The sequence below is a fragment of the Promicromonospora kroppenstedtii genome (assembly GCF_044389675.1).
Classification (GTDB): Bacteria; Actinomycetota; Actinomycetes; order Actinomycetales; family Cellulomonadaceae; genus Promicromonospora; species Promicromonospora kroppenstedtii.
Genome location: NZ_JBIRYI010000002.1, coordinates 49,801 through 75,783 on the forward strand (window position 1 = coordinate 49,801; position 25,983 = coordinate 75,783).

19 protein-coding genes are annotated in these 25,983 nt (G+C 70.2%); 11 read left to right on the plus strand and 8 right to left on the minus strand.

Translation table 11 applies throughout. The features are described 5' to 3' along the window. Window positions 1-174: 174 nt before the first annotated feature. The 4 genes from ACH47X_RS04050 to ACH47X_RS04065 form a co-directional block, all read right to left on the minus strand. Window positions 175-1,809 (minus strand): GH39 family glycosyl hydrolase, encoded by a 1,635-nt coding sequence (locus ACH47X_RS04050; protein WP_397401638.1) that lies wholly within the window; start codon window positions 1,807-1,809, stop codon window positions 175-177. 54 nt (window positions 1,810-1,863) lie between these two features. Then, entirely contained in the window at window positions 1,864-2,760 is an 897-nt protein-coding gene (locus tag ACH47X_RS04055; RefSeq protein ID WP_397401640.1) for a carbohydrate ABC transporter permease, read from the minus strand. A gap of 16 nt (window positions 2,761-2,776) precedes the next feature. After that, window positions 2,777-3,724: a carbohydrate ABC transporter permease gene (locus tag ACH47X_RS04060; protein ID WP_397401642.1), complete on the minus strand. Its 948-nt coding sequence runs from the start codon at window positions 3,722-3,724 to the stop codon at window positions 2,777-2,779. Between the two features lie 81 nt (window positions 3,725-3,805). Then, window positions 3,806-5,125, minus strand: coding sequence for an ABC transporter substrate-binding protein (locus ACH47X_RS04065; protein WP_397401644.1), 1,320 nt, complete (start codon window positions 5,123-5,125; stop codon window positions 3,806-3,808). A gap of 176 nt (window positions 5,126-5,301) precedes the next feature. Here ACH47X_RS04065 and ACH47X_RS04070 point away from each other — a divergent pair, with 176 nt between their 5' ends. After that, complete coding sequence (locus ACH47X_RS04070) at window positions 5,302-6,345, plus strand: LacI family DNA-binding transcriptional regulator (RefSeq protein WP_397401646.1); 1,044 nt, start codon at window positions 5,302-5,304, stop codon at window positions 6,343-6,345. Between the two features lie 140 nt (window positions 6,346-6,485). On the opposite strand, the gene ACH47X_RS04075 is transcribed toward ACH47X_RS04070, so the two are convergent. Further along, window positions 6,486-7,532, minus strand: coding sequence for a LacI family DNA-binding transcriptional regulator (locus tag ACH47X_RS04075; RefSeq protein ID WP_397401648.1), 1,047 nt, complete (start codon window positions 7,530-7,532; stop codon window positions 6,486-6,488). A 78-nt stretch (window positions 7,533-7,610) separates the two neighbouring features. Between ACH47X_RS04075 and ACH47X_RS04080 the strand changes: the two genes are divergently transcribed. The 4 genes from ACH47X_RS04080 to arfA all read left to right on the plus strand — a co-directional run bounded on the left by ACH47X_RS04080 (window position 7,611) and on the right by arfA (window position 12,400). Continuing rightward, window positions 7,611-8,507, plus strand: coding sequence for a carbohydrate ABC transporter permease (locus ACH47X_RS04080; protein WP_397401650.1), 897 nt, complete (start codon window positions 7,611-7,613; stop codon window positions 8,505-8,507). After that, window positions 8,507-9,400, plus strand: a complete 894-nt coding sequence (locus ACH47X_RS04085; RefSeq protein WP_036963529.1) for a carbohydrate ABC transporter permease — start codon at window positions 8,507-8,509, stop codon at window positions 9,398-9,400. Before ACH47X_RS04080 ends, ACH47X_RS04085 begins: the two co-directional genes overlap by 1 nt. A gap of 46 nt (window positions 9,401-9,446) precedes the next feature. Continuing rightward, complete coding sequence (locus ACH47X_RS04090; RefSeq protein WP_397401653.1) at window positions 9,447-10,775, plus strand: ABC transporter substrate-binding protein; 1,329 nt, start codon at window positions 9,447-9,449, stop codon at window positions 10,773-10,775. A gap of 113 nt (window positions 10,776-10,888) precedes the next feature. Then, entirely contained in the window at window positions 10,889-12,400 is a 1,512-nt protein-coding gene (gene arfA / locus ACH47X_RS04095) for an arabinosylfuranosidase ArfA (protein ID WP_397401655.1), read from the plus strand. A 93-nt stretch (window positions 12,401-12,493) separates the two neighbouring features. Here the strand turns inward: arfA and ACH47X_RS04100 are convergent, their stop codons facing one another. After that, the gene (locus tag ACH47X_RS04100; protein WP_397401657.1) at window positions 12,494-13,960 is read right to left on the minus strand and encodes a non-reducing end alpha-L-arabinofuranosidase family hydrolase; all 1,467 of its coding nucleotides are present in this window, start codon (window positions 13,958-13,960) and stop codon (window positions 12,494-12,496) included. Window positions 13,961-14,480: 520 nt separating this feature from the next. Between ACH47X_RS04100 and ACH47X_RS04105 the strand changes: the two genes are divergently transcribed. The 4 genes from ACH47X_RS04105 to ACH47X_RS04120 all read left to right on the plus strand — a co-directional run bounded on the left by ACH47X_RS04105 (window position 14,481) and on the right by ACH47X_RS04120 (window position 22,211). After that, complete coding sequence (locus ACH47X_RS04105; RefSeq protein WP_397401659.1) at window positions 14,481-16,715, plus strand: alpha/beta hydrolase; 2,235 nt, start codon at window positions 14,481-14,483, stop codon at window positions 16,713-16,715. A 237-nt stretch (window positions 16,716-16,952) separates the two neighbouring features. After that, a complete protein-coding gene (locus ACH47X_RS04110) occupies window positions 16,953-19,274 on the plus strand; it encodes an arylsulfatase (protein ID WP_397401661.1) in 2,322 nt (773 codons plus the stop codon). A gap of 85 nt (window positions 19,275-19,359) precedes the next feature. Next, a complete protein-coding gene (locus ACH47X_RS04115; RefSeq protein ID WP_397401663.1) occupies window positions 19,360-21,048 on the plus strand; it encodes a SulP family inorganic anion transporter in 1,689 nt (562 codons plus the stop codon). Beyond that, on the plus strand, window positions 21,045-22,211 hold the full coding sequence (locus ACH47X_RS04120; protein ID WP_397401665.1) for an AI-2E family transporter: 1,167 nt from the start codon (window positions 21,045-21,047) through the stop codon (window positions 22,209-22,211). The genes ACH47X_RS04115 and ACH47X_RS04120 overlap by 4 nt, the downstream gene beginning before the upstream one ends. 31 nt (window positions 22,212-22,242) lie before the next feature. On the opposite strand, the gene ACH47X_RS04125 is transcribed toward ACH47X_RS04120, so the two are convergent. Beyond that, complete coding sequence (locus ACH47X_RS04125; protein ID WP_397401667.1) at window positions 22,243-22,872, minus strand: response regulator transcription factor; 630 nt, start codon at window positions 22,870-22,872, stop codon at window positions 22,243-22,245. Then, complete coding sequence (locus tag ACH47X_RS04130) at window positions 22,869-24,056, minus strand: sensor histidine kinase (protein WP_397401669.1); 1,188 nt, start codon at window positions 24,054-24,056, stop codon at window positions 22,869-22,871. The genes ACH47X_RS04125 and ACH47X_RS04130 overlap by 4 nt, the downstream gene beginning before the upstream one ends. 162 nt (window positions 24,057-24,218) lie before the next feature. Between ACH47X_RS04130 and ACH47X_RS04135 the strand changes: the two genes are divergently transcribed. Beyond that, window positions 24,219-25,289: an ABC transporter permease gene (locus ACH47X_RS04135; RefSeq protein ID WP_397401671.1), complete on the plus strand. Its 1,071-nt coding sequence runs from the start codon at window positions 24,219-24,221 to the stop codon at window positions 25,287-25,289. Beyond that, the gene (locus ACH47X_RS04140) at window positions 25,286-25,978 is read left to right on the plus strand and encodes an ABC transporter ATP-binding protein (protein ID WP_397401673.1); all 693 of its coding nucleotides are present in this window, start codon (window positions 25,286-25,288) and stop codon (window positions 25,976-25,978) included. Before ACH47X_RS04135 ends, ACH47X_RS04140 begins: the two co-directional genes overlap by 4 nt. The last annotated feature ends 5 nt before the right edge of the window (window positions 25,979-25,983 follow it).

Here is a 25,983-nt window from a genome sequence, read left to right on the forward strand (position 1 = left end):
CGTTGCGACCGTTGTATCGCCTGGTCCCGAAAAGTACAAGGCGCCCTGCTCGCGCACCAACCCTCGACGATCGCGATCCACGCCCTCTTTTCGGCGGAACTCCGGGCCTGGATCGCCGCGAGGCGAAGCCGACGGTCCGAAACTTTTCGATCCGCCACCCCGCCCCGCGCCGCCCTATCCGCGCGCCGGGGTGATCGACAGCACCGCCCACGCCGGCAGCTCGAGGTCGACGTCGAGCACGCCGTCCCCGGACACCGTGAGCGACGTGCGGCGCAGGCCGTCGGCGCTCTCCCGCAGCTCGGCTGCCTGGGCCGGGGTGAGGTTGAGCGGCTCCCCCATCCGATGCCAGGCCTCGGCCACGTTCCCGTGGTCCCAGTCGATCTGCTCCACCGCGAACACGGCGCCGGGCGTGAGCCCCGCGACGGTGTGCCGGACCCGCCGGGCGGGACCCCTCTGCGCCAGACCACGGGTGGCCGCGTAGGTGAGCTCGGACCCGACTCCCTGGCGGCCCATGTCGTCCGGATAGTTGAAGAACACGGCGGAGACCTCGTGCGTCGCCGAGTGCTGCGTGATCGCCCCGTAGGGCAGGGCCGCGAGGATCGTGTCGCCGAGCCGGGACAGCATCTCGAACGCGTGGAACGTCGGCTTGTGCAGGCCTTGCTCGTTGACCATGCCGAACCCGCCGTGGAAGGGCCCGATGCCCGCGCCGCCCTCCTCGAACACGTCGGTGAACGTCCAGTACGAGATCGAGTCCGCGAGCGCCGCGCTCCGCAGGTAGGCGCGCGTGATGTAGGTCGCGGCGAACAGGGTGTCGTGGATCGAGTCGCGGCTGGACGGCGAGCTCGACCACTCGGTGATGTGCAGCTCGGCGTCGGGGAACGGGCTGCCGGCGATGAGCTTGCGGAGGGCGACCAGGTCGTCGTGGGTCGCGTCCACGTGGCGGCGGATGTGCCGCATCTGCCCGTTGGCCCCGAACGCGACGTCCGTCGGGTAGAGGTGGGTGGAGAGGAAGTCGATGGGGACGTCGCGCGCGGCGCACCAGTCGACGAGCTCCTGGATCCAGACGGGCCGCCAGTCGAGGGCGTCAACGTCCTCCGCTTCGGCGGTCGCGTGCTCGACGGACCGGTCCTCCCACTCGCCCTGGTAGCGGTCGTCGGGCACGAACACGCTCGTGGACGGACCGCCCACCTTGAGCTCCCGGTCGATCTCCTTGATCGCCAGGGCCGTGGCCTCGTAGAGCTCGAAGTACTGGGTGCGCGTCCCGGTCCAGAAGTGGGGCACGAGGTTGGGCTCGTTCCACACCTCGAAGCGCCACTGCCGCACCTCGTCGAGGCCGTACCGGTCGATCCAGTGGGTGACGGTCGCGGTGACCAGCTCGACCCACCGGGCCATGTCCGTGGGCGGGCTGCAGTGGGCCTTCCACCAGAAGAGCGTCTCGGTCTCGGTGGCCAGCTCGCGCGGCATGAAGCCGAGCTCGACGAACGGGCGAGCGCCCGTCTCGAGAATGAAGTCGAACACCTTGTCGACGTAGCTGAACGTGTGGACGGGGGTGTCGAGCGGCACGGGCGGCCCGAAGCCGCCGCCGTCGTTGGCGCGGTAGACGAACATGTCGTCGTGGAACAGCCCGTGGAAGCGCACGAACCGTGCCCCCAGCCGCGTGACCGCCTCGCGGAAGTGGGCCTGCCAGTCGGCGCGCAGCGCCTCGTTGGCGCGGCCCGCGCCGACGCACTCGTTCCAGATGTGCCGCAGCGGGACGGCGGTGGTCGCCTCGCCGTCGATCGTCAGGCCGGGGGTCGTGTGGGTGTCCAAGGTTCTCCTCTGTCTTCTTCTCTACGTGGGGTGCGGGGCGCGCCGCGGACGGCGTCAGCCCTTGACGGCGCCGAGGCTCAGGCCGGACTGCCAGAACCGCTGCAGCGAGATGAACGCGATGATCAGCGGGATGATCGTGAGCAGCGACGACGTCACGACGAGGTTCTGGAGCAGCTCGCCGTTGCCGGCCGTGGAGGCCAGCTTGTTCCACTGGTTGATGCCGACGGTCAGCGGGTACCAGTCGGGGTCCTTGAGCATGATCAGCGGCAGGAAGTAGTTGTTCCAGATCGACACGAACGAGAACAGCAGCACGGTCACGGTGGCCGGGACGAGCATGGGGAGCGCGATCTGCCAGAAGGTGCGGAACTCCCCCGCGCCGTCGATCTTCGCCGCCTCCAGCAGCCCGGTGGGGACGGCCTCCGCGGCGAACACCCACATGAGGTACAGCCCGAACGGGTTGAGGAACGACGGGATCAGCACCGCCCACGGCGTGTTCGTCAGACCCAACTGGGCGAACAGCAGGAACTGCGGGATGGCCAGGGCGATCCCCGGGACCGAGATGGCACCGAGCACCACGAACAGGAAGACCCGCTTGCCGGTGAACTCCAGCTTGGCGAGCGCGTAACCGCCCAGCGCGGCGAGGAACGTCGAGACGACCGCCCCGACGACCACGTACAGCACCGTGTTGAGCAGCCAGCGCGTGAAGATGCCGCCGTCGTAGGTGAAGACCTCGACGATGTTGTCGAACAGCGCGAACCGCTGGCCGAAGGAGAAGCCGAAGCTCGAGACGAAGTCGGCCTGGGACTTGGTGGAGTTGATCGTGAGCCAGATCAGCGGCACCAGGCAGTAGAGGGTGAACAGCCCCGTCAGGAAGGTCAGCGTGCCGCTCTTGCGGGGGTTGGCGAGGGTGTGCAGGCGCGTGCGGCGCCGGACAACGGCAGTGGTCGTCATGAGAGGTCTCCGGCTGCTACTGGTCGAGGGCATCGCGCATGCCCCGGATCTGGACCGCGTACGCGATGGCGATGGTGAACGCGGCCATGACGAGCGCGAGAGCGGCCGCGTAGCCCTGCTGCGAGCCCGTGAACGCGAGGTTGAACGCGTACAGGTTGGGCGTGTAGTAGGTGGTGATCCCGCTGTTGGCCACCATCGACGGGAGGATCTGCGGCTCGTTGAAGATCTGGAACGTGCCGATGATCGAGAAGATGACGGTGATCACGAGCGAGCCGCGCAGCGCGGGCAGCTTGATCGCCCGGATCACCCGGAACTCCCCCGCGCCGTCGATGGCCGCCGCCTCGTACAGCTCCTGCGGCACGGCCTTGAGCACGCTGTCGAAGATCAGCATGTTGTAGCCGGTGAAGGCCCAGGTGACCATGATCCCGATGGAGATCAGCGTGGTGCTCGGCCGGAACGGGTCGATGTCGGTGCCGAGCCAGCCGTTGATGCTCCCGAAGAGCCCGTACCGGACGCCGAGCATGAAGCCCCACATCAGCGTGGAGACGATGGCGGGCACGGCGTAGGGCAGGAAGATGGCCACCCGCATGAATCGCATGCCGCGCAGCCGCATGGAGTCCATCGCGAGCGCCAGCACCAGGGCCAGCACCAGCATGACGGGTACCTGGATCAGCGTGAACGAGACGACCCGGGTGACGCCGTCCCAGAACTGCGCGTCACCGAACAGCTTGGTGTAGTTGGCCAGGCCCACGAACGAGGGCCCGCCCACCATCCGGTCCTGGAAGAGGCTGAGGTAGGCGGCGTAGGTGATCGGCACGATGAACACCAGGGCGAACAGGATGCCGAAGGGCGCCACGAACGCCCAGCCGATCTGTCGCGTGCGTCGCCGCCGGTAGTGCTGCGGCGTCCCGCGGGGCACGGGCACGGCCACCGCGGGGCGGGTCATGCGCTCCGTCGCGCTCATGACTGGTCCTTTCTCGTCTGTCGGTCAGGTCGCCGGCGGCGTCTCGCGCTCGGACTGTCACGAGACGCCGCCGGGAAGCGGTCAGTCGACCTGGAACCCCTGCTCGTTGCCGTACTCGACCGAGCGCTGCTCCCACGTCTGCAGGACCTCGGCGAGCGAGCCCTTGCCCGAGGTGTAGAAGGGCGTGGCGATGTCGCCGTAGGTGCTGCGCGCCCACTCGAAGAACGGCGGGTACTGCCAGCCGACGGCGGCGATGTTCGACGCCTCCGCCAGCACCTGACCGGTCTTCTGGTCGCCGAAGTAGGGGTTCTCCACGTCCTGGAACTCCGGGCTGTCCAGCACCGACTTGTTCGGCACGAACGCGCCCGCGTCGACGCGGGGCTGCAGGCCCTCGCCGTGCGTGAAGTACTCGAGGAACTTGTAGGCCGCTTCCTTGTTGGCCGCGGCCTCCGGGATCCCGAACGAGGAACCGCCGTTCTCGGCGCCGACCTTCTCGCCCTCGTCCCACTGCGGCATCAGTGCCACCCGGAAGTCGCCGGCGGCGTCCGGCGCCCGCTCGGGCAGGGTCGAGGTGAGCCAGCCGCCCATGTTCTGCGAGGCGAGCGTGCCGTCGTTCAGGGCGCGGTTCCAGTCGTCCGACCAGGCGCTGATCTTCGTATTGACGAGGTCCTCGTCGATCATCTTCTGCCAGAACGCGACTGCCTTCTGGGTCTCCGGGGCGGAGAAGTCGATGTGCACGGTGGTCCCGTCGACCTCGAACGGCCGCCCGCCGGCCTGCCAGATCAGCGAGAGCAGGAAGAAGAGGTCGTTGGTGTCCTGGGTGATGTAGTAGTCGTCGCCCAGGGCCCGGATCTTCTTGGCGTCCTCGTAGTACTCGTCCCAGGTCGCCGGCGCCTCGTCGATCCCCGCCTTGGCGAAGGTCGCCTCGTTCCAGAACATGACGGCCGGCCCGAAGTCCGACGGCAGGGCGTAGACGCCGTCGCCGATCGTGACGTTGTTCCAGGCCGACGGGACGTAGTCGTCGGCCAGCTCCGCCGCACCCAGCGGTCCGAGGTCGGCGAGCTTGCCGGGGACCGCGAAGTACGGGACCGCGAAGTACTCGAACATCACCAGGTCCGGGACACCGGAACCGGCCTGGATCGCATTGTCGAGCGCCTGGTACTCGTCGGTGGACGAGCCGGCGTTCACGACCTCGACCTCGATGCCGGGGTTGGCCTTCTCGAAGCCCGGGACCGCGAGCTCGACCGTGCCGTCCCAGCTCCACACCGTCAGCTTCACCGGCTGGTCGGCGCTGCCGCCGCCGGCGCTCGCCGCGGTCCCGCCCGTACCCGAGCACGCGGTGAGCGCGCCGGCCGTCACGAGCGCGACGCCGACCGCCCATGCCTTGGTAAGAAGCCTCATCACCCTGTCCCTCCTCGTTGAGAGGTTGCGAAATAGTTTCGCAACTTTATCGATCAAGCGGGACTGTAGCCGCGCCCTGTCCAGAGCGTCAACGGGTCCCGAGCGACCAATTACCGCGATTGACGTCGCCCCGGGCGATCAGTAGTCTCCGAAATAGTTTCGACGAAGGGAATCCCATGGCTGGTCGGCCATCGAAGGAGCGGGCGACGCTCGCCGACGTCGCGCGGCACGCGGGCGTCTCCACGAGCACCGCGTCCAAGGCCCTCAACGGGCGCCACGACATCGCGCGGAGCACCCGTGAGCGCGTGCTGGAGGCCGTCGCCGCCCTCGGCTACCGACCGACCACCCAGTGGGAGCCGCCGCCCACCCGCACCATCGCCGCGGTGTTCGACGCGCTGGCCTCGCCCTACGTCGCGAACGTCCTGGACGGCGTCCTGGCCGCGGCCACGAGCGCCGAGACCAACCTCCTGGTGCGTTCCGCACCCGACCGCGCGGTGCGCGCCACCAAGGCTGCCGCCCGGGCGTGGGTGGCCGAGCAGAGGGAGTCGGGCGTGATCGGCATCGTCGGCATCACCCTCGCCCGACCCAACGCGGTGCTCCAGGCCGCGAAGGAGGTCGGCATGCCGTTCGTGATGATCGACCCCGTCGACGTGGAGGCGCCCGGGACGGTCAGCGTCGGGTCGGCCAACTGGGCGGGCGGGCGCACCGCGACGGAGCACCTGCTCGACCTCGGGCACCGCCGCGTCGGATGGATCGGCGGCCCCGCCGCGTCGGCCGCCGCCCGGGAACGCCTCCACGGCTACCGGGCGGCGCTGGACTCCGCGGGCATCGAGCTGGAGCAGGAGCTGGTGCGCAGCGACTCGTTCTCGATCGACACGGGCCTGGTGCACGGCCGCGCGCTGCTCGCGCTGCCCGAACCGCCGACCGCGATCGTGACGGGCGACGACGAGATCGCCGTCGGCGTGCTCGCCGCGGCCCGGGAGCTGGACGTCCCGGTGCCGGGGCGGCTCAGCGTCGTGGGTTTCGACGACACGCCCCAGGCGGGCTGGACGTCGCCGCCGCTCACCTCGGTGCACCAGCCGCTGGCCGGCATGGGGCGGATGGCCGTCGAGACGCTGCTGGCCATGGCGGACGGCGTCCAGCCCGCGTCACGTCACGTCCAGCTCGCCACCAGCCTCACCGTCCGCGACACGACCGCACCGCCGGCCCGCCGCCGGTAGGGCCGGCCGACGCAGCCGGACGCGACCGGCGGGCGAAACCTCGAGGGCGCCGTTGACACGTGGCGCCATGCCCCCTACTTTATCGATAAATATCACCGGGGTGGCCGGCTGCTCGAGGAAGAGAACCAGTGACCGATCGACTAACCAGACGTGTGCGCGAGCGTCGACTCGCGCACGACGATCCGGGCCGACATGACGGCCTCGACCACGTCGCCGGCCGCCGCCCCGCCCGTCTCCCCCGCCTCCACGCGCGCCAGGAGCAGCTCCATGATGCGCTCGGCCATCGAGTCGTTGTCGGGGTCCATGGTGGTCAGGCGTGGGATGAGGTACTCCCCCTCCGCGTCGTTGTCGAAGCCGACCACCTGGACGTCCTGCGGGACGCGCAGCCCGACGTCCGCCAGCGCCCGCAGCGCCCCCATGGCCGCCGCGTCGGTCAGGGCGAAGGCGCCGTCGAACGTGATGCCCTCGCGGTGCAGGCGCATGACCGCCTCGTAGCCGTCCTTCGTGGTGAACGAGGCGGCGTCCACCACGAGGCGCTCGTCGACCGGTACGCCGGCCTTGGCGTGCGCGCTGCGGTAACCGCGGCTGCGCAGGGTCGGCATGCTGTCGACACCGGTGTCCGGACGGCCGCCGATCAGGGCGATGCGCCGCGCGCCGTGCTCCAGCAGGTGCGAGACCGCGAGCTCGGCGCCGCCGACGTTGTCCATCATCACGTGGTCGAACGAGCCGGCCAGCCGCCGCTCGCCGAGCAGGACCACCGGGACCTCGATACCGGCCGCCCGCACGTCCGCGGTGTCGATCTGCACCGGGCTGAACACCACGCCCTCGTAGGGCCGCACCCGCTCGGGCGAGATGGCGTCGAGCTCCCCCTCCCTGCTGGCGCCGGTCCGCTCGATGATGACGTGGTAGCCCCGCGAGTGCGCCAGCGTGTCCAGCCGCGCCGCGAGGTGGGCGTAGTACGGCCCGTCCAGGTGCGGCACCAGGAGGCCGATGGCACCGCTGCGGCCCACGCGCAGCTGCCGAGCGGTGGCGTTCATCCGGTAGCCGAGCCGGGCCACCGCGTCGAGCACACGAGCACGGGTGTCCTCGCTGGCCCCCGGCCGCCCGTTGACGACATTCGAGACGGTCATCGTCGAGACGCCTGCTTCGTGTGCCACATCGCTCATCTTCACCACGCCGACCATCATGACACCCCGCGATCGACGACCTCGTCCGACCGCGCCGGCGTCACCCCGTGGCTCTGATCAAGGAGGATCCGGACCGCCGTGAAGCAGCTCCTGTACTCGAAGAGGCTTGCGCCCTACTTCTTCATCCTTCCGTTCCTCGTGACCCTCGCCGTGTTCTGGGTCGTGCCCCTGAGCCGCTCGTTCGTGATGAGCACCCAGGAGGTGCTCTACGGCCAGGCGACGTTCATCGGGCTCGACAACTACGAACGGCTCTGGCAGGACCGCATCTTCTGGCAGGCCCTGTTCAACAGCCTGCGCTACATGGTCCTCACCCTCGTGCTGCTCATCCCGATCCCGCTGGCGCTCGCGGCGCTGATCAACTCGAACATCGGTAGCGCGCGGATCAAGGGGTTCTTCAAGGCCTCGATGTTCGTCCCCGCGCTGACCTCCGTGGTGGTGGCCGGCATCGTGTTCCGGCTCATCTTCGCCGAGTCCGACACCGCGATCATGAACCAGGTCGCCGAGTTCTTCGGCTTCGGCCCGGTGCGCTGGTTGCGCGGCGACATCACCGGTCTGGTGGCCCTGCTGGCCATCGCCCTGTGGCGGTGGACCGGCGTGAACATGATGTATTTCCTGGCCGGCATGCAGGCGATCCCGACCGAGTACTACGAGGCGGCCTCCATCGACGGGGCGAGCAGGTTCCGTCAGTTCCTGCACATCACCGTCCCGAACCTGCGGCCGACCATCGTCTACGTCGTCACGATCAGCGTCTACGGCGGACTGGCGATGTTCCTCGAGAGCTTCATGCTCTACGCCGGCAACAACTCGCCCAACAACCAGGGCCTCACGGTCGTCGGATACCTCTACCGCAAGGGCATCGAGGAGAACGACCTGGGCTTCGCCTCTGCCGTCGGCGTGGTGCTGCTCGTCATCGTGATGACGATCAACATCTCCTATCTCGTCGCCAGCGGCACCTTCAGGAAGGAGGCCGCGTGATGGCCGCTCTCCAGGAACAGGACCGGGTGACGACCGTTCCTGCCACCGCCGCCCGACGCCGCCGCGGGCCCTCCGCCGCCGCGTGGATCCAGTCGGTGTTCCTCGTCGTGATGGCGCTGATCTCGCTCGTGCCGCTGCTGGCCATCCTCGTGGGCACGTTCCAGGACGGGAACGAGGTCATCCGGCGCGGCATGACCTTCGACGTCGACCTCGGAACGCTGAGCCTGGACAACTACGTGCTGCTGTTCACGGACTCCGGGCCGTACTTCCGCTGGTTCGCCAACACCCTCCTGCTGACGGTCGGGCAGGTCGCCGGGACCCTGCTGGTGAGCGCGTTCGTCGCCTACGGCTTCGCGATGTACGAGTTCCGGACCAAGACGCTGTGGTTCATCATGGTGCTCCTGGTCATGACCGTCCCGTTCGAGATGCTCATGCTCCCCCTGTACGTCCAGGTCAACGACATGGGGCTGGCCGACACATACGTCGTGATCGCGCTCCCCTTCCTCGCCTCGGCGGTGACGATCTTCTTCTTCCGCCAGTACTTCCTGGGCATACCGAAGGAGATCCTCGAGGCCGGACGCATGGACGGCGTGAGCGAGTTCGGCATCTTCTTCCGGCTGGTCCTGCCGATCACCAAGCCGGCCATGGCCGCCATGGCGATCCTCAACGGGATGCTCTGCTGGAACAACTTCCTCTGGCCGCTGCTGGTGCTGCGCAGCCCGGAGAAGTTCACGCTGCCGATCGGCCTGAACACGCTCCTGACGCCCTACGGCAACAACTACGAGCTGCTGATCATCGGGGCCTTCTTCTCGCTGATCCCCGTCCTCATCCTCTTTCTCGCCTTCCAGCGCTTCTTCATCGAAGGAATCACCGCGGGCGCGGTCAAAGGCTGACCGCGCCTCAGAACTCAGATCGAACCTCAGATCGAACGGAGAAAACATGACCAGGCTACGGACGACGGTGTCCATGCTGACCGCCGCACTGGCGGTGACCGCGCTCGCCGCATGCGGCGGGAGCCAGCCCGAGGCACCCGTCAAGAACGCGGACGGCTCCACGACGCTGAACATGTGGACGTTCGCCGACGTGCACGCGACCTACTACGAGGAGATGGCCGAGCGGTGGAACGAGGCCAACCCCGACCAGGAGATCCAGCTCGAGGTGACCGTCTACCCCTACGACGACATGCACAACAAGCTGCAGCTCGCGGTGAACTCCGGTGAGGGCCTGCCGGACGTCGTCGACATCGAGGTGAACAAGTTCGCCAACTTCGTCAAGGGCGAGAACCCGCCCCTGCTCGACCTGACGGAGGCCGCGGCCCCGTACAAGGACGACGTGGTCCAGGCCCGCCTCGACCTGTACAGCAAGGACGGCAAGATCTACGGCTTCCCGACGCACGTCGGCGCGTTCACCACGTTCTACAACACCGAGGCGCTCGAGGGCGCCGGCATCGACTACTCGACCATCAAGACCTGGGACGACTTCCAGGAGGCCGGGGTCAAGTACCACGAGGAGACCGGCAAGGCGTTCGGAGTCGCGAGCACCAGCGTCATGTTCCTCGAGCCCCTCATCACGGCGCAGCTCGGCGGGCAGTACCTCGACGCCGACGGCAACGTGCAGGTGAACAGCCCCGAGGTCGTCGAGGCCCTGTCGATGATGAAGGACATGCAGGACGCCGGGGCCATCTCCACGATCCCCGGCGGCAGCCCCGACTCCGAGGAGGCGTACGGCGCGATCAACGACGGCGACTACGCCGCGATCGTCTACCCGGCGTGGTACACCTCCCGGTTCGTCGACTACATGCCCGACCTCGCCGGCAAAGTGGCCATCGCCCCGGCGCCGGTCACGGACGACGCCGTCGTGCAGACCATCGGTGGTGGCGGCACCGGAGCGGCGGTCCCCGCCGTCTCGCCGAACAAGGACCTCGCCGCCGAGTGGCTGGCGTTCGCGAAGCTGTCCCCCGAGGCGAACGTGGCCGTGTGGGAGGTGCTGGGCTTCGACCCGGTGAACATGGCCGTCTGGGAGGACGAGGAAGTCACCAAGAACCCGGACAACAAGTTCAACAAGTACTTCCAGACCAACCTGTTCGACGTGCTGAACGAGGTCAAGGACGGCATCGGGCACTTCGAGTCGTTCAGCGACCCCAACTGGCCCACCGTCGACGACACGTTCCGCACGGTCACGCTGAACGAGATCTACGAGAACGGCACGCCGGTCCAGGAGGCCCTGGACCAGACGCAGGCCGACCTGCAGAACCAGCTGGGGCAGTAGGTCCCCGCACGTCCGATCGCGCAGGCGGGGCGGCCACCGTGGCCGTCGCCACGGCAGCCGCCCCGCCTGCGCGAAGCATGCCCTCAAGCACCGACCACCGAGGAGTACCACCCATGCTGTCCGCATCCGTCACCATCGACCCGGCGTTCGTCGTCGGACCGGTACGCCCCCGTACGTTCGGCTCGTTCGTCGAGCACCTGGGTCGCAGCGTCTACACGGGGCTGCACGAGCCCGGCCACCCGACGGCGGACGCCGACGGGTTCCGGGGCGACGTCGTCGAGCTCACGCGGGAGCTGGGCGTGACGACGGTGCGCTACCCCGGCGGCAACTTCGTCTCGGGCTACCGCTGGGAGGACGGGATCGGACCGGTCGCGCAGCGTCCGCGCCGCCTGGACCTGGCCTGGCACTCGACCGACCCCAATCTCGTGGGCGTCGACGAGTTCATGCGGTGGTGCGACCGGACCGGCGTCGAGCCGATGATGGCCGTCAACCTCGGGACGCGCGGCGTCCAGGAGGCCCTCGACCTGCTGGAGTACTGCAACGTGCCGGGTGGCACCACCTGGAGCGACCTGCGCCGGGCCAACGGCGCCGAGGACCCGTACCGGATCAAGATGTGGTGCCTGGGCAACGAGATGGACGGCCCGTGGCAGATCGGCCACAAGACCGCGCAGGAGTACGGGCGTCTCGCGGCCGAGACGGCGCGGGCGATGCGGATGGTCGACCCCGACCTCGAGCTCGTCGCCTGCGGCTCGTCGGGATCGCAGATGCCCACCTTCGGCGACTGGGAGCACACGGTGCTCACCGAGGCCTACGAGCACGTCGACCACATCTCGGCGCACGCCTACTACTGGGAGGAGGACGGCGACCTCGCCTCGTTCCTGGCCTCCGCGGTGAACATGGACCACTTCGTGGACTCCGTCGCGGCGACCGCCGACGCCGTCCGCGCCGCGGGCAAGCACACCAAGCACATCCACGTCTCGTTCGACGAGTGGAACGTCTGGTACCAGAAGCGCGCGGAGTCGCGCCCGCCGTCGGGCGACGACTGGCCCGTGGCCCCGGTGCTGCTGGAGGACCGTTACAACGTGGCCGACGCCGTCGTGGTCGGCAACCTGCTCATCTCGCTGCTGCGGCACACCGACCGCGTCCACGCCGCGTCGCTGGCCCAGCTCGTCAACGTCATCGCGCCGATCATGACCGAGCCGGGCGGCCGCTCCTGGCGGCAGACGACGTTCCACCCCTTCGCCCTCACCGCGCGGCACGCGGCCGGCGAGGTGCTGCGCCTCGCGGTGGACGCGCCGGTCCAGGAGACGGCGAAGTTCGGTCCCGTCCCCGTGCTCGACGCGGTGGCCACCCACGACCCGGAGACCGGCGCCGTGGTCGTGCTGGCGGTCAACCGGTCGCTCACCGACGACGTGGCGCTCGACGTCGACCTGCGCGGCTTCCCGGGACTCCGGGTGGCCGAGGCGCTCACGCTGGCCAACCCCGACCACACCTGGTCGGCCACGGCCGACGACGCCACCTCGGTGCTGCCGCGGACGAACACGACGGCCAAGGTCGCCGACGAGCGCGCGCACGTCGACCTGCCGCCGGTCTCGTGGTCGATGATCCGGCTCGAACGGGTCTGACGCGATCAGGCCTGATCAGGAGCGCGCCGACGGCGCGTCCTCCCGCCCGCGCTCACGCGGGCGAGAGGACGCGCCGTCCGCCCCGGGAAGGGCCTAGCGCTGGAGCGTCAACAGCCCCGGCCGGTACGGGAGCAGGCCGTAGTCCACCCCGTCCGAGCTGGGGGAACGACCCTGGTACAGGAGCTGCAGGTTGCAGGGGTCGACCGTCATGGTCTGGTCGGCGGAGGTCCGCAGCAGCTCACCGTGGCTGATGTCGTTGGTCCAGGTGGCACCGCTGTTCGCCTTGCCGGCGAACGGGTTGCTCTCCGTCGCGGCCTGCGGCGTCCACGACCCGGAGAGGCTGCTCGCCGTGAACGAGCGGAAGTACCGTCCGTTGGCGCCGATCGCCTCGACGATCATCAGGTACTTGTTCTGGTCCTTGAGCTTGTAGACCTGCGGAGCCTCGAACAGGTTGTTCGTGGTGTCGCTCATGATGGTCTGGTAGGAGCTGCCGAAGCTGCCCGGGAAGTTACCGATCGGCATGCTGGCCCGGTAGATCTTCCCGTTGTCCCCGGCGAAGAACAGGTACATGTTCGTACCGTCGCCGATGATCGTCTGGTCGATGGGGCCGGTGTTGGAGCCGGAGATCGATCCGGTGAAGAGCGGGCTCGCGGCCGACCAGCCGTTCGGGTTCGTCGGGTCGCTGGAGGTCCGGTACATGAACGGGGACGGACCCCACTGGTAGGTGAGCACCCAGATGTTCCGCGGGGCGAAGTAGAACAGCGACGGGGCCACCGTGGCCGACGACATCGCGTTCTGCGAGGCGCTCCCCATCTGCGAGTAGCTGGAGAAGAGGCTGAAGTTCATCGAGCCCCACGACGTGCCGGTGTCGTGCGTCGTCGCATAGACGAGCTGCTGGCCGTTGTAGGGAGCCACGGTGAAGTCCTTGAGCGAGACCCAGCCGGACCTGGGCGTGGCCAGGACCCCGGTCGAGGTCCAGCGGTAGGTCGACGGCAGGTCGCAGGCCGAGGCCGTGTTGCTCACGAACGAGGCGTCGTCGACGTAGAGACCGTCCGTGCCCGCCGCCGTCTCCACGTAGAAGGTGGCGGACGAGAGCGTCCCGGACCAGGACACCGTCGCGGTGCCGGTCAGCTGCGTCCAGCCCGAGGAGCTCACCGCGCCCTGGGCGAGGTTGATGTAGCTCGTCGTTCCGCCCGCGGTCACGGCCAGCGTGACCCGGCCGGTCGGCGTGCCGCTCTGGGAGCGCACCCACACGCTCGCCGTGTAGCTGGTGTTGTTGGTGAGCACGGACGTCACGGTCTGGGCCGGGCCGTTCCATGCCGCGGTGCGACCGGTCTGCAGCAGCGACCGGGTTCCGCCGTGGACCGGGCTCGTGCTGGACGCCACAGTCCCGGCGCCGAAGGCCGACCAGCCGGTCGTGCCGTTCTCCAGATCCCCGTTCGTGAGCAGGTTGCTGCTCGCCGCGGCCGCTGGTGGGACCTCGGCGGGGCCCGCGACTCCCGGGACCAGCGCCAGGGCCGCGACCAGCCCGAGCACGAGACGTGCGATGGACTTCCTCATCCTTCGCTCCTTTGCCTGTCGGGACGCGGCCGCCGTCGGCCGCGCCTGGGCTTTGCGCGCCACCACCACCGATGGTGCGGTCAGCACCGTGGATCCGGCGGAGCCTGCTGCACGGGCCAGAACATGTGAGCGCTAACACCGTTGTTGCACGCAGGCCCATGAGTGGCGGCAAATTTATCGATACAGTAGCGCGCCACTCCCATCACACACAAGACATATACGGCAAATGCCCCTCAGTGACCTGGCGGGAACAAGGCCTTGTCGCGCCTCGTATTTATCGTTAAAGTTCGGAATGACCGGACCGCACTCGTGCAAGGGAGCACGTGGATGGCTCACGAGTCGGGCGATCCGGGTTGGCTGCAGCACCTGCGCCGGCAGTCCGGCCCTGGTACGAGGCAGCACACCGCCCCGCACTCGCCACCAACGTGACAGAGGTACATCGGTCATGCGCGAGGCACGGCGAGGTGCCGGTCCTCGTGTCGAAGGTCAACAAGTCCGAACGAGAGGAAAGTCGATGGCGATGGAATCTCAGGCAAGGTCCGCCCACCCGATCCGACGAGGACGACGAGCGGTCGCGACCGCGGCCGCGACCGCGGTGGTGACGGCGGCGGTGCTCGCCGCGCCGCACGCCGCCGCGCAGGCGGTGAGCGCCGACCCGTGGGTGAGCGAGGTGGCGGACAACCCGATCTCCGACGTCTACCGCTTCACGGTGCCCCGGGCCGCGGTGACCGAGGCGACCGGCATCGGGAGCGGCCCTGTCGCGGTGCAGGGGAACTTCGGCCCGGGCAAGGCGTGGACCGACCTCAACATGGGAACCAGCGGATCGGACCTGACCGCCACGCTCGGCCCCCTCGAGCCGGGCCTGTACTACTACCAGTACGCCGCCCGCCCCGCGGCGGACCAGGACGCGGTCGCCTTCCGCAACCCCGCCGTACCCCAGGAGGTGACGTCGAAGCCCACCTACAGCACCATGTTCGTCCCCGGCCCGGGCGCCGAGTGGCTCGACGACGTGGCCGACGGCGGCGAGCTCAAGACGATCGAGTACGGCAAGGGACCGAAGCACACGAAGGAAGCTCTCGTGTGGACGCCCCCGGGCTACGACGCGGACCGTGCGGAGGAGTACCCGGTGCTGTACCTGCTGCAGGACGAGGGGCAGAGCTACCGCGAGTGGGTGGAGCTGGGCCGGCTGGGCCAGATCATGGACAACCTCACGCTCGACGGCGACGCCGAGCCGATGGTGGTCGTGATGGGCGACGCCGGCACGCCAGGCCCCGCCGGCGTGACGAAGGAGCTGCTGCCCGCCGTCGAGCGCGCGTTCAACGTCTCCGACAAGGGGTCGGACCGCGCGATCGCCGGGATCGGCCGTGGTGGAGAGGCGGCCCTGGGCGCCGTGGTGGACAAGCCGCGAGAGTTCGCGGGCGTCGGCTCGTTCTCGGCCGGTTACGACAAGCCGATCTCGCGCGGCAAGGCCAAGCAGATCAACGACTCGACCGACGTCGTCCGCGTTTACGCGGGCAACGTCACCGACCCCGCGTACGACGACACGGTCGCCCTGGCCGACAGGCTGACGAAGGCGGGCGTGCAGTTCCAGTCCGACGGCTCGAACCCCGAGACCGGCGGCACGTGGGACACGTGGCAGAAGAACCTGCACGACTTCGCCGGGCGCATCTTCCAGGACGTCGACGACGAGGGCCCGAGCGAGGGCCACCTGCCGTTCGTCAAGCACGAGCTCCCGCCCGCGGGCACGACCCCGACACCATGGATCGACGAGAACGGCGTCGTCACCTTCGAGCTCGGCACCGAGTTCGCCGACGCGAACAACATCACCGTCTGGGGCAACTTCGGCCCGGCCGGAAGCTGGCCGCGCACCCACATGGTCCAGCAGGCCGACGGTTCGTGGCGGCTCTCGCTGGCCGTCGAGGGCGGCTCGTACTACTACAAGTTCGTGGTCGACGGCGTCGACCACAAGGACGCCGGCAACCCCACGAAGGTGCTCTCGGAGCCGACGTGGAGCACCTTCACCGCCGACGGCGACACGGTGCGCGCTCAGTACACCGCCGAGGTGCCGCCCGAGGCGCGCGGGGAGGTCAGCGTCATGAGCTACCCCAGCACCGCGGGCGGCGGTACCCAGCGCTCGGCGTACGTGTGGACTCCCCCGGACTACGACGCGGACCGCGCCGAGGAGTACCCGGTCTTCTACCTGCAGCACGGTGGCGGGCAGACGTGGACCGACTGGGTCGAGGTGGGACACGTCCAGCGCATCCTCGACAACCACTACCTGCGGGGCACCATGGAGCCGATGGTGGTCGTGATGGCCAACGGGAACGGCGTGGACTTCCCCACGGAGATCACGACGCGCATCGTGCCGGCCGCCGAGGAGCAGTTCAACATCAGCACCGAGGGTGACCACCGCGCTCTGGCGGGGCTCTCGATGGGCTCGGGCCACACGCTCAGCACCCTGTGGGCGCACCCGGGCGAGTTCGGCTACATCGGCGCCATGTCGGCGTTCGGTGCGCCGCCGGCCACCGCGGACGTCGAGGCCATCAACGAGGGCACGAAGCTGCTGCGCGTCTACTCCGGTGACCAGCAGGACTTCACCTACGGCGCGACGCTGCAGCTGATCGCCGCCATGGAGAGCCGCGGGGTGAACCACGAGTTCGCGCCCATCGTCCCGGGCCCGCACAGCTGGGACGTCTGGCAGAAGTCGCTGATCGACTTCCTCCCCCGGTTGTTCACGGAGGACACGGGCGCCTGACGCCGACGGGCGACGGTGCGGTCGGCGGCTCCACCCCGCCGGCCGCACCGCGTCGTCGGAGTGCCGTGGACCCGGCCACGACGAACGCCCCTTCGGACGCTTCACCCGATCTAGGTGACCCACGGCAGCAACCCGCTGCGAAGGATCAGCCGTGGCCGGCCACGACCTCGGCCGGCTCAGCTCGGCGGTCGAGCTCGTCCCCGGCCGTCGTGGTCACCGACAGATGGGGTGGAGAACATGGTGGAACAGTTCAACGGCCGTATCGAGCTGGACGTCCGGGACTCCGTCCCGGACTGGGCCCCCTACGAGCTGAAGAAGGCGCCGGAAGGATCGCCGAACGTCCTGGTGATCCTCTACGACGACACCGGCATGGCCGCGTGGTCCACCTACGGGGGCCGCGTCTCGATGCCCACCCTGGACCGCCTGGCAGCGGGCGGGCTGACCTACTCGCAGTGGCACACGACGGCCCTGTGCTCCCCCACCCGTTCGGTCTTCCTCACCGGCCGCAACCACCACGTCAACCGGTGCGCCGCCATCATGGAGGCCACCAACGGGTTCCCCGGCGCGGCAGGCAGGCTGCCCGCCGAGTGCGCGACAGTGGGCCAGGTGCTCCAGGACAACGGCTGGTCCACCTTCTGGCTGGGCAAGGACCACAACGTGCCCGAGGAGGACATCGCGAGCGGCGGCAGCCGCTCGGAGTGGCCGCTGCAGAAGGGCTTCGACCGGTTCTACGGGTTCCTGGGCGGCGAGACCAACCAGTGGTACCCCGACCTGGTGGAGGACAACCGGTTCATCGAGCCGCCCTACACCCCCGAGGAGGGCTACCACCTCTCCAAGGACCTGGCCGACCAGGCGATCCGCATGCTCCGCGACCAGAACTCGTCCAACCCGTCCAAGCCGTGGTTCATGTGGTACTGCCCCGGTGCCAACCACGCGCCGCACCACGCTCCCCAGGAGTACATCGACAAGTACCAGGGGATGTTCGACGACGGCTACGAGGCCTACCGCGAGTGGGTGCTGGCCCGGATGATCGAGCGTGGCATCGTGCCCGAGGGCACCGACCTCACGCCGTTGGACCCCCTGCCGGAGGACGCCGCCAACCCCGCGGACCACGTCCGGCCCTGGGCCGAGCTGAGCGACGACGAGAAGCGCCTGTTCAGCAGGATGGCCGAGGTGTTCGCCGGCTTCTCCGAGTACACGGACGTGCAGATCGGCCGCGTCGTCGACTACCTGGAGCAGACCGGGCAGCTCGAGAACACGCTCATCTTCTACTGCGCCGACAACGGGGCGTCCGGCGAGGGCAGCCCCAACGGCTCGGTCAACGAGAACAAGTTCTTCAACGGCTACCCCGACGACCTCGCGGAGAACCTCGGGTACCTGGACACCCTGGGCAGCCCCGAGACCTACAACCACTACCCCACCGGCTGGGCGGCCGCGTTCTCCACGCCGTTCCAGATGTTCAAGCGGTACGCCCAGTACTCGGGCGGCACGTGCGACCCGATGGTCGTCCACTGGCCGGCCGGGATCAAGGCCCAGGGGGCGGTGCGCCACCAGTACCACCACGCGACCGACATCGTGGCGACCATCCTGGACGTGACCGGCGTCGAGATGCCCGACACCTACCGCGGCGTGCCCCAGCACCCGCTGAACGGGGTGTCGATGCGCTACAGCTTCGACGACGGCGACGCGCCGACCACCAAGGACACCCAGTACTACGCGATGCTCGGCACCCGCGCCATCTGGAAGGACGGCTGGAAGGCCGCGGCCGTCCACGCCCCGATCAGCGGGCACGGACGGTTCGACCAGGACGCCTGGGAGCTCTACCACGTGGACGAGGACCGTGCCGAGGCGCACGACCTGGCCGCCGAGCATCCCGAGAAGCTACGCGAGCTGATCGCCGCGTGGTTCGAGGAGGCCGAGCGCAACAACGTGCTGCCGCTGGACGACCGGTCCGCCGTCGAGCAGCTCACGGTCGACCGCCCGCAGGCCGAGCCGCCCCGCAGCCGGTACGTCTACTACCCGGAAGCGGCCCCGGTCCCCGAGGGGGTGGCGGTCAACATCCGCGGGCGCTCGTACAAGATCGTGGCCGACGTCGACCTCACACCGGACGCCGAGGGAATCCTCTTCGCGCACGGATCGCGGTTCGGCGGCCACGCGCTCTTCGTCAAGGACCACCGCCTGCACTACGTCTACAACTTCCTCGGCATCCGGCCCGAGCAGGTCTTCACCTCGCCCGTGCTCGAGCCAGGAAAGGCCGTGCTGGGCGTGGAGTTCCTCCGCGAGTCACCGGGTGAGCACGGCGAGTCGGTGGGCCGGGCCCGGCTCTTCGTGGGCGAGGACGTCGTCGCCGAGGGACCGATGCGTGCGCAGGTCGGCAAGTTCACGCTGTGCGGCGACGGGCTCTGCGTCGGCTACGACAGCGCGGACCCGGTCAGCCGCCTGTACCAGGGGCCGTTCCGGTTCACCGGGGGCACGATCCTCGGCGTCGGGGTCGACGTCAGCGAGGAGCAGTACCTCGACCTCGAGCGGGAGGCTGCCGCGGCCCTGGCCCGCGAATGACGGGGTCACCTGATCCGGGCGCGGTGGCGGCTCTCACCCGAAGCAGGTGAGCGCCCCGCCCGCCCTCACGACTTGGCTGACGGCTGTGGACGCGACCTCGGCACGACGCACCTGGCTTGCCCCATCGCTGCGCGGGTACCGGAGGGCATGGTTGCGGGCCGACGTGCTGGCCGGGCTCGCCGCCGGGGTCGTCGTGGTCCCCCAGGCCATGGCCTACGCGACCATCGCTGGCCTGCCCGTCTCCGTCGGCCTCTACACCTGCGTCGTCCCCGTGCTGCTCTACGCGCTCCTGGGCGGCTCACGCACCCTGAGCGTGTCCACGACGTCGACCATCGCCGTCCTGACCGCGTCGGCGCTCGCGGGCCGGGCGTCCGACGACCTGCTCGGAGCCACCTTCACGCTCACGGCCCTGGTCGGCGTCTGCCTGATCGTGATGCGGCTCCTGCGCCTCGGCTCGCTCGTGGAGCAGATCAGCCCGGCGACGCTGACCGGCGTGAAGACCGGCGTCGGGCTCACGGTGGCGGTCACCCAGCTGCCGACCCTCCTCGGCCACACCGTGCCGGACCGGGACACCGGGTTCTTCGGCAAGCTCTCCGACGTCGTCGGCGCACTGCCCACGACGCACGCGCTCACGGCGGTCTTCTCGGCGGTGGCGGTGGGCACGCTGCTGGTGCTGCGCCGCACGGCACCCCGGGTGCCGGCCGCGCTGGTCGTGGTGGCGGCATCGATCCTGCTGGTCACCCTGACCGACGTCGAGGAACGAGGACTCACGCTCATCGAGCCCGTACCGGCCGGCCTGCCCGCCATCAGCCCGCCCCTGTGGAACGAGATCCCGGGCCTGGTCCCCGCCGCGCTCGCGATCGCCGTCATGGCCTTCCTCGAGACGGTCCTGGTCGCGCGCGCCCAGCGGCAGCGGTCCGAGCCTGCCGTCGACAGCGACCAGGAGCTGCTCGCGGTGGGCTTCGCGGCACTGGGCGGCGGCCTCACCCAGTGCCTCCCGCCAGCGGGAGGCTTCTCCCAGAGCGCCGTCAACCTCGGCGCGGGCGCCCGCACCCAGATGGCCGGCCTCACCACGGCGGTGCTGGCCGTGCTCGTCGCGCTCTTCCTGGCACCAGTGCTCAGCGAGCTGCCGGCCGCCGCGCTCGGGGCCCTGGTCCTCGTCGCGGTGGTCTCGCTGGTCTCCCCACCCGAGTACGCGAGGCTGTTCCGCGTCGACCGGACCGAGTTCTGGGTGGCGGTCGTCACGACGGCGATCGGGCTCACCGCCGGGCTCCTGCCGGCCGTCGGCGCCGGTGTGGTGCTCACGCTGTTCCTGGTGCTGCGGGCCGTCAGCGGCAGCGCCGCCCGCCCCCTGTACCCCGGACCACATGGCGGCTGGACCACCAACGCGCGGCAGGACGGCGCGCCGCCACCACCGGCCGGGCTGGTGCTGCTGCACCTCGACATCACCATCTACACCGGCAACGCCCAGCCCACGCAGGACGCCGTGCTCGCCGCCGTCCTCGCCGCCGAACCCGCCCCGCGGGCGGTGGTCCTGGAGGGCGCGGCGGTCCGGCGCGTGACGATCCCGCTCCTCGACGCCCTCGAGAGCCTCGACGCCGACCTCGCCCGCGAGGGGGTCACGCTCCTGCTCGCCGCCTTCCCGGCGGAGGTGAACCAGCACGCCCTCGCGGCCCCCTGGTGGGCCGGTGCCGACCGCGAGGGCCGGGTCTTCCGCACCGTCGACGCTGCGGTGGCCGCCGCGGGGAACACCGAGGGAGCGTCCGTGCCATGACAGCCCCGGTGCCCGCACCCGACGCCGCACGACGAGGCACCCCGGCCTCTCCCCGCCCGCCCCGGTGGCTCCCCCGAGCGCTGCTGATGACGGTCGTGGCCGTCTACGCCGGGATCTTCGGCTGGTACGCCATGGGGTCGCTGCGGGGCCTGGCGGTGAACGTACTGATCGCGTTCTTCCTCGCGCTGGCCCTCGAACCGCCCGTGGTCTGGTGCGTCCGGCACGGCTGGCGTCGTGGCCTGGCCGCCGCCGCGGCGCTGCTGGGCTCCATCCTGGCGGTCGGGGTGGTCCTGGCGCTGTTCGGCAACCTCTTCGTCCAGCAGCTCGTCCAGCTCCTGAGCACCGTGCCGGACATCTACGCGAGCTTCCAGGACCTCGTCACGCAACGCCTCGGCGTCGCCCTCCCCGACTCCGACGACCTGCTGCGCGAGGTCCTGACCGAGTTCGGCGACGACGTGGCGTCCGGCGCGCTCCTGGTCGGCACCACGGTGCTCGGCGGCGTCTTCGCCGCCCTGACCGTCCTCCTGGTGACCTACTACCTGCTGGCGGCCGGACCGCGCCTCCGGGCCGCCGTGTGCCGTTGGCTCACTCCGGCCCGGCAACAGGAGGTGCTGACGCTCTGGGAGGTCACCCAGGTCAAGGTCTCGGACTACATCAGCTCGCGCATCGTGCTCGCGGCGCTGTCGAGCTCCTTCACGCTCGTGTTCCTGCTGATCATGCGCACCCCGTACGCCCTGCCGCTCGCCGTCTTCGTGGGCGTGGTGTCGCAGTTCGTCCCGACGATCGGCACCTATCTGGGCGGTGCCCTGCCGGTCGCGGTCGCGCTGACGTCGCAGGGGCTGCCCCAGGCGCTCGCCGTGCTCGCCTTCATCATCGGCTACCAGCAGCTGGAGAACCTGTACTTCTCGCCCAAGGTCTCCGCGCGGGCGCTGGAGATGAACCCCGCCGTGAGCTTCCTCGCGGTGCTCGGGTTCGGCGCCGTCTTCGGCGCGCTCGGCGCGTTCCTCGCGCTGCCGATCGCCGCCACGATCCAGGCGACGGCCAACACCTACCTGCGCCGCCACGACCTGATCGAGTCGCACATGCTGCGGGACCCCGGCAGGTGGCGCGAGGTCGACGGCGGCACCGGCGGGCGTCGTCGTGGGGCGAGGACGGAGCCCTAGACGACCGGGAGGCAGCGTGCCGCGGCTGCTCTCACCCCTGGCGCAGGATGCCCCGCCGGCGGGCCGCCGAGACCGCGGCCGTCCGCGAGCTGACGTCAAGCTTCGAGTAGATGTGGGCCAGGTGGGACTTCACCGTGGTCTCGCTCACAAAGAGGTCGGAGGCGACCTCCGTGTTGGACCGGCCGGCGGCCACCAGCTCCAGCACCTGGATCTCGCGCGAGCTGAGGCTCACCTGCGGAGCGCGCATGCGGTCGAGCAGACGCGTCGCGATGACGGGGGCCAGTGCGCTCTCTCCGGCTGCGGCCGCGCGGACGGCGGCGGTCAGCTCGTGGGGCGGCGCGTCCTTGAGCAGGTACCCGCTGGCGCCCGCCTCGACGGCGGCGAGGATGTCGGCGTCGGAGTCGTAGTTGGTCAGCACCAGGACGTAGGGCGCCGCATCGAGCGCCCGGATGCGGCGGGTGGCGTCGGCGCCCGTGGTGGCGTGGGCGCGGAACTGGAGGTCCATCAGGACCACGTCCGGGTTCCTCCGTTCCGCGGCGGCCACGGCTTCGTCGGGGCCGGCGACGTCGGCGACCACCTCGATGTCCGGCTCGGAGCCGAACAGGGCGAGCAGCCCCGCCCGGACGACGGGGTGGTCGTCCGCGACGACGAGCCTGATCATGTGGTGTCCTTCCGGGAGAGCTCGACGACCAGCGTCGTCCCCGCGCCGGGTGCGGAGTCGATGGTCAGGACCCCACCGAGCTGCTGCACGCGCTCCCGGGTCGCCCGCAGGCCGAACGAGTCCGACTCGGCGCGTATCCGGGGCGGCGGCTCTCGGGGGTCGAAGCCCTGGCCGTCGTCCGAGACCACGAACCGCAGCAGGTCCTCGTCGACGGTCAGGGCGATGGTCGCCGTGGTGGCGTGCGCGTGCTGGATCACGTTGGCGACGGCGCCCTGCGCGATGCGCAGCAGGGCGGCCTGCAGGGGCATGGGCAGGTCGACGGTGTCCGCGACGCGGACGTCCACCCGCAGTCCACGGGTGGCCCACTGGGAGTCCGCGAGCCGGCGCAGCACGCCGCCCAGGCCGTGGTCGTCGAGGTCGGGCGGGGTGAGCTCGCGGACGAACTGGCGGGCATCCGCGAGGTTCGTGGCGGCGGTCTCACGGGCGAGCCGGATGTGCTCGACGCCGGGTCGTCCGGGGTCGGCCCGTTCGGCCGCGTACAGCAGCAGCTGGATGCTGGAGAGGCCCTGGGCGAGCGTGTCGTGGATCTCGCGCGCCAGCCGCGCGCGTTCGGCCAGGACCCCGGACTCGTGCTCGGTGGCGGCGAGCTGGTCACGCGCCGCGACGAGCTCGCGCATCAGTGCCTCACGCTGCGTCGCCTCCCGAGCCAGCGCCTGGTAGCCGAGGCCGATGAGCAGCGCGACCCCGGCGCCGACCAGGGGCCCCACGACACCTCCCACGCTCCAGCCACCGTGGAGGCCGAGCGCGCAGATCGCCACGCCGGTCGCCACCACGATCGCCGTCGACCCCCACCGTCGGCCCAGCAGGTGGAGGTAGAGGAAGAACAGGGGGAACACGAGGTAGGCGGCCTCGGGGACGAGCCACAGGAGTACCAGCCACTCGAGGCTCAGCGCGCCCAGCCACAGCAGCCCGGGCGCACGGCCGTGCCGGCGTCCCCGTTCGGCGACCACGCCGCCGACCGCGTAGGTCGCCAGGAGCACGACCGACGTCACGACGACCACGGCGGGCGCGGTCGTCGGCGCGAGCACCGCACGAGCGATCACCACGAGGGTGAGCGCGACGAACAGGACATGGAGGCCGGTGCGCAGGCCCACGAAGACGGGCGTGAGCGCGATGTGGGCCATGCCGTTCACCTTACGCACGGGCGCGCGGACTGCATCGTCCGAAAGGACGACTCGCACGACCATCGTTCGGGCGCGCGACGCCGTCCGGGCAGCCGATGACCCGCCGGCCGTCGCACAGGACAGTGGACGGGTCACCGCCGAGGTGACAGGAAAGGAAGTCACATGTTCGTCGCGCTGCGCGACCTGCGCTTCGCTCGCGGCCGGTTCGTCCTGATCGGCTCCGTCGTCGCGCTCATCACCGTTCTCGTCGGTTTCCTCAGCGGTCTCACCGGTGGGCTGGCCGTCCAGAATGTCTCCGCCGTCCTCTCGCTCCCGGGCGACCGGGTCGTGTTCTCCGCACCCGAGCCCGGCAGCTCCGGAATCAGCTTCGCCGACTCGGCCGTCACCGAGCAGGACGCCGCCGCCTGGGCCGGCGCGGACGGCGTCACGGCGGTCGAACCGGTCGGCATCAGCCAGACCCGCGCCGAGTCGGCCGGCACCCGCGCCGCGGTCGCCGTGTTCGGGGTGCGCCCGGGCTTCGACGCCGGGGCCCCGTCCGGCGACGGCCTGCTCGGTCTGTCCACGCCCGCCGCGCGGGAGCTCGGTGTAGCCACCGGCGACGAGGTCACGATCGCCGGCACCGCCTACACGGTCGAGAAGGTCGGTGGTGACGGCTGGTACAGCCACACGCCGGTCGTGGAGATGACACTGCGCGACTGGCAGGTCTACTCCGCGGCCACCGGGGCGCCCGACGCCTGGGCCACGGTCCTGTCCGTCACCGGTGCCGCGGACCAGGGCGCCGACCCGGCCGCCGGCTCGACCGTGTCGACGACCCCGCTCGGTTCGCTGACCGCGCTTTCCGCCTTCCGGTCCGAGATCGGGTCGCTCCTGCTCATGGTCGTCCTGCTGTTCGGCATCTCCGGGCTGGTGGTCGGCGCGTTCTTCACCGTCTGGACGATGCAGCGCAAGGGCGACGTCGCGGTGCTCAAGGCGCTCGGTGCCAGCACCCGGTCGCTCGTCCGGGACGCACTGGGGCAGGCCCTGGTCGTGCTGCTGGTGGGGATCGGTTCGGGCCTCGCCGTCGTGACCTCCCTCGGCGCGCTGGCCGGCACCTCGCTGCCGTTCCTGCTGAGCCCGGTCACCACTCTCCTGCCGGGCGCGCTCATGACGACGCTCGGCCTCGCCGGGGCGGCGTTCGCCCTGCGCTCGGTCACCTCCGCCGACCCCCTCACCGCCCTCGGGAGCAACCGATGATCCGGCTCGAAAGCATCACCCTGACCTTTCCTGACGGCCTGGATCGCATCACCGCGGTGGACCACGTGAGCCTCACCGCCCGCCCGGGCACCGTCGTGGGCATCACCGGCCCGAGCGGCTCGGGCAAGTCCAGCCTCCTCGCCGTGGCGGCGACCCTCGTCCGCCCCGACTCGGGCCGGGTGCTCGTGGACGACGTCGACGCGACCGCGCTGCGTCCCGACGAGGCCACCGCGCTGCGCCGCGACAAGATCGGCATCGTCTTCCAGCAGCCCAACCTCATCCCCTCCCTCACGGCCCGGGAACAGCTGTGCGTGATGAACGAGCTCGGTGGCCGGCACGCCGGCCGCCGGCGCCACGCAGCGGGAGAACGGGCCGACGCGCTGCTGGACGCCGTCGGTCTCTCCGGTGACCGGGACAAGCGCCCCCACCAGCTCTCGGGTGGTCAGCGGCAGCGGGTGAACATCGCCCGCGCCCTGATGAACGAGCCGAGTGCGCTGCTGGTCGACGAGCCCACCAGCGCACTGGACCAGGAGCGCGGCGCGAGCATCATCGAGCTGATCCTGCGGCTCACCGACGAGCTGGCGACGTCGACCCTGCTGGTCACCCACGACGTCGCGCACCTGCCCCGGATGCACGACGTGGTCCGCGTGCTCGACGGCCGGCTCGTCGAGAGGGCTCCGACGGCTTGATCCCG

Bases quoted from the DNA above. Each gene is read 5' to 3' on its own strand.
- ACH47X_RS04055 (WP_397401640.1), bottom strand. From the start codon at position 2,760: ATGACGACCACTGCCGTTGTCCGGCGCCGCACGCGCCTGCACACCCTC.
- ACH47X_RS04060 (WP_397401642.1), bottom strand. From the start codon at position 3,724: ATGAGCGCGACGGAGCGCATGACCCGCCCCGCGGTGGCCGTGCCCGTG.
- ACH47X_RS04065 (WP_397401644.1), bottom strand. From the start codon at position 5,125: ATGAGGCTTCTTACCAAGGCATGGGCGGTCGGCGTCGCGCTCGTGACG.
- ACH47X_RS04070 (WP_397401646.1), top strand. From the start codon at position 5,302: ATGGCTGGTCGGCCATCGAAGGAGCGGGCGACGCTCGCCGACGTCGCG.
- ACH47X_RS04075 (WP_397401648.1), bottom strand. From the start codon at position 7,532: ATGATGGTCGGCGTGGTGAAGATGAGCGATGTGGCACACGAAGCAGGC.
- ACH47X_RS04085 (WP_036963529.1), top strand. From the start codon at position 8,507: ATGGCCGCTCTCCAGGAACAGGACCGGGTGACGACCGTTCCTGCCACC.
- ACH47X_RS04090 (WP_397401653.1), top strand. From the start codon at position 9,447: ATGACCAGGCTACGGACGACGGTGTCCATGCTGACCGCCGCACTGGCG.
- arfA (WP_397401655.1), top strand. From the start codon at position 10,889: ATGCTGTCCGCATCCGTCACCATCGACCCGGCGTTCGTCGTCGGACCG.
- ACH47X_RS04100 (WP_397401657.1), bottom strand. From the start codon at position 13,960: ATGAGGAAGTCCATCGCACGTCTCGTGCTCGGGCTGGTCGCGGCCCTG.
- ACH47X_RS04105 (WP_397401659.1), top strand. From the start codon at position 14,481: ATGGAATCTCAGGCAAGGTCCGCCCACCCGATCCGACGAGGACGACGA.
- ACH47X_RS04110 (WP_397401661.1), top strand. From the start codon at position 16,953: ATGGTGGAACAGTTCAACGGCCGTATCGAGCTGGACGTCCGGGACTCC.
- ACH47X_RS04120 (WP_397401665.1), top strand. From the start codon at position 21,045: ATGACAGCCCCGGTGCCCGCACCCGACGCCGCACGACGAGGCACCCCG.
- ACH47X_RS04125 (WP_397401667.1), bottom strand. From the start codon at position 22,872: ATGATCAGGCTCGTCGTCGCGGACGACCACCCCGTCGTCCGGGCGGGG.
- ACH47X_RS04130 (WP_397401669.1), bottom strand. From the start codon at position 24,056: ATGGCCCACATCGCGCTCACGCCCGTCTTCGTGGGCCTGCGCACCGGC.
- ACH47X_RS04135 (WP_397401671.1), top strand. From the start codon at position 24,219: ATGTTCGTCGCGCTGCGCGACCTGCGCTTCGCTCGCGGCCGGTTCGTC.
- ACH47X_RS04140 (WP_397401673.1), top strand. From the start codon at position 25,286: ATGATCCGGCTCGAAAGCATCACCCTGACCTTTCCTGACGGCCTGGAT.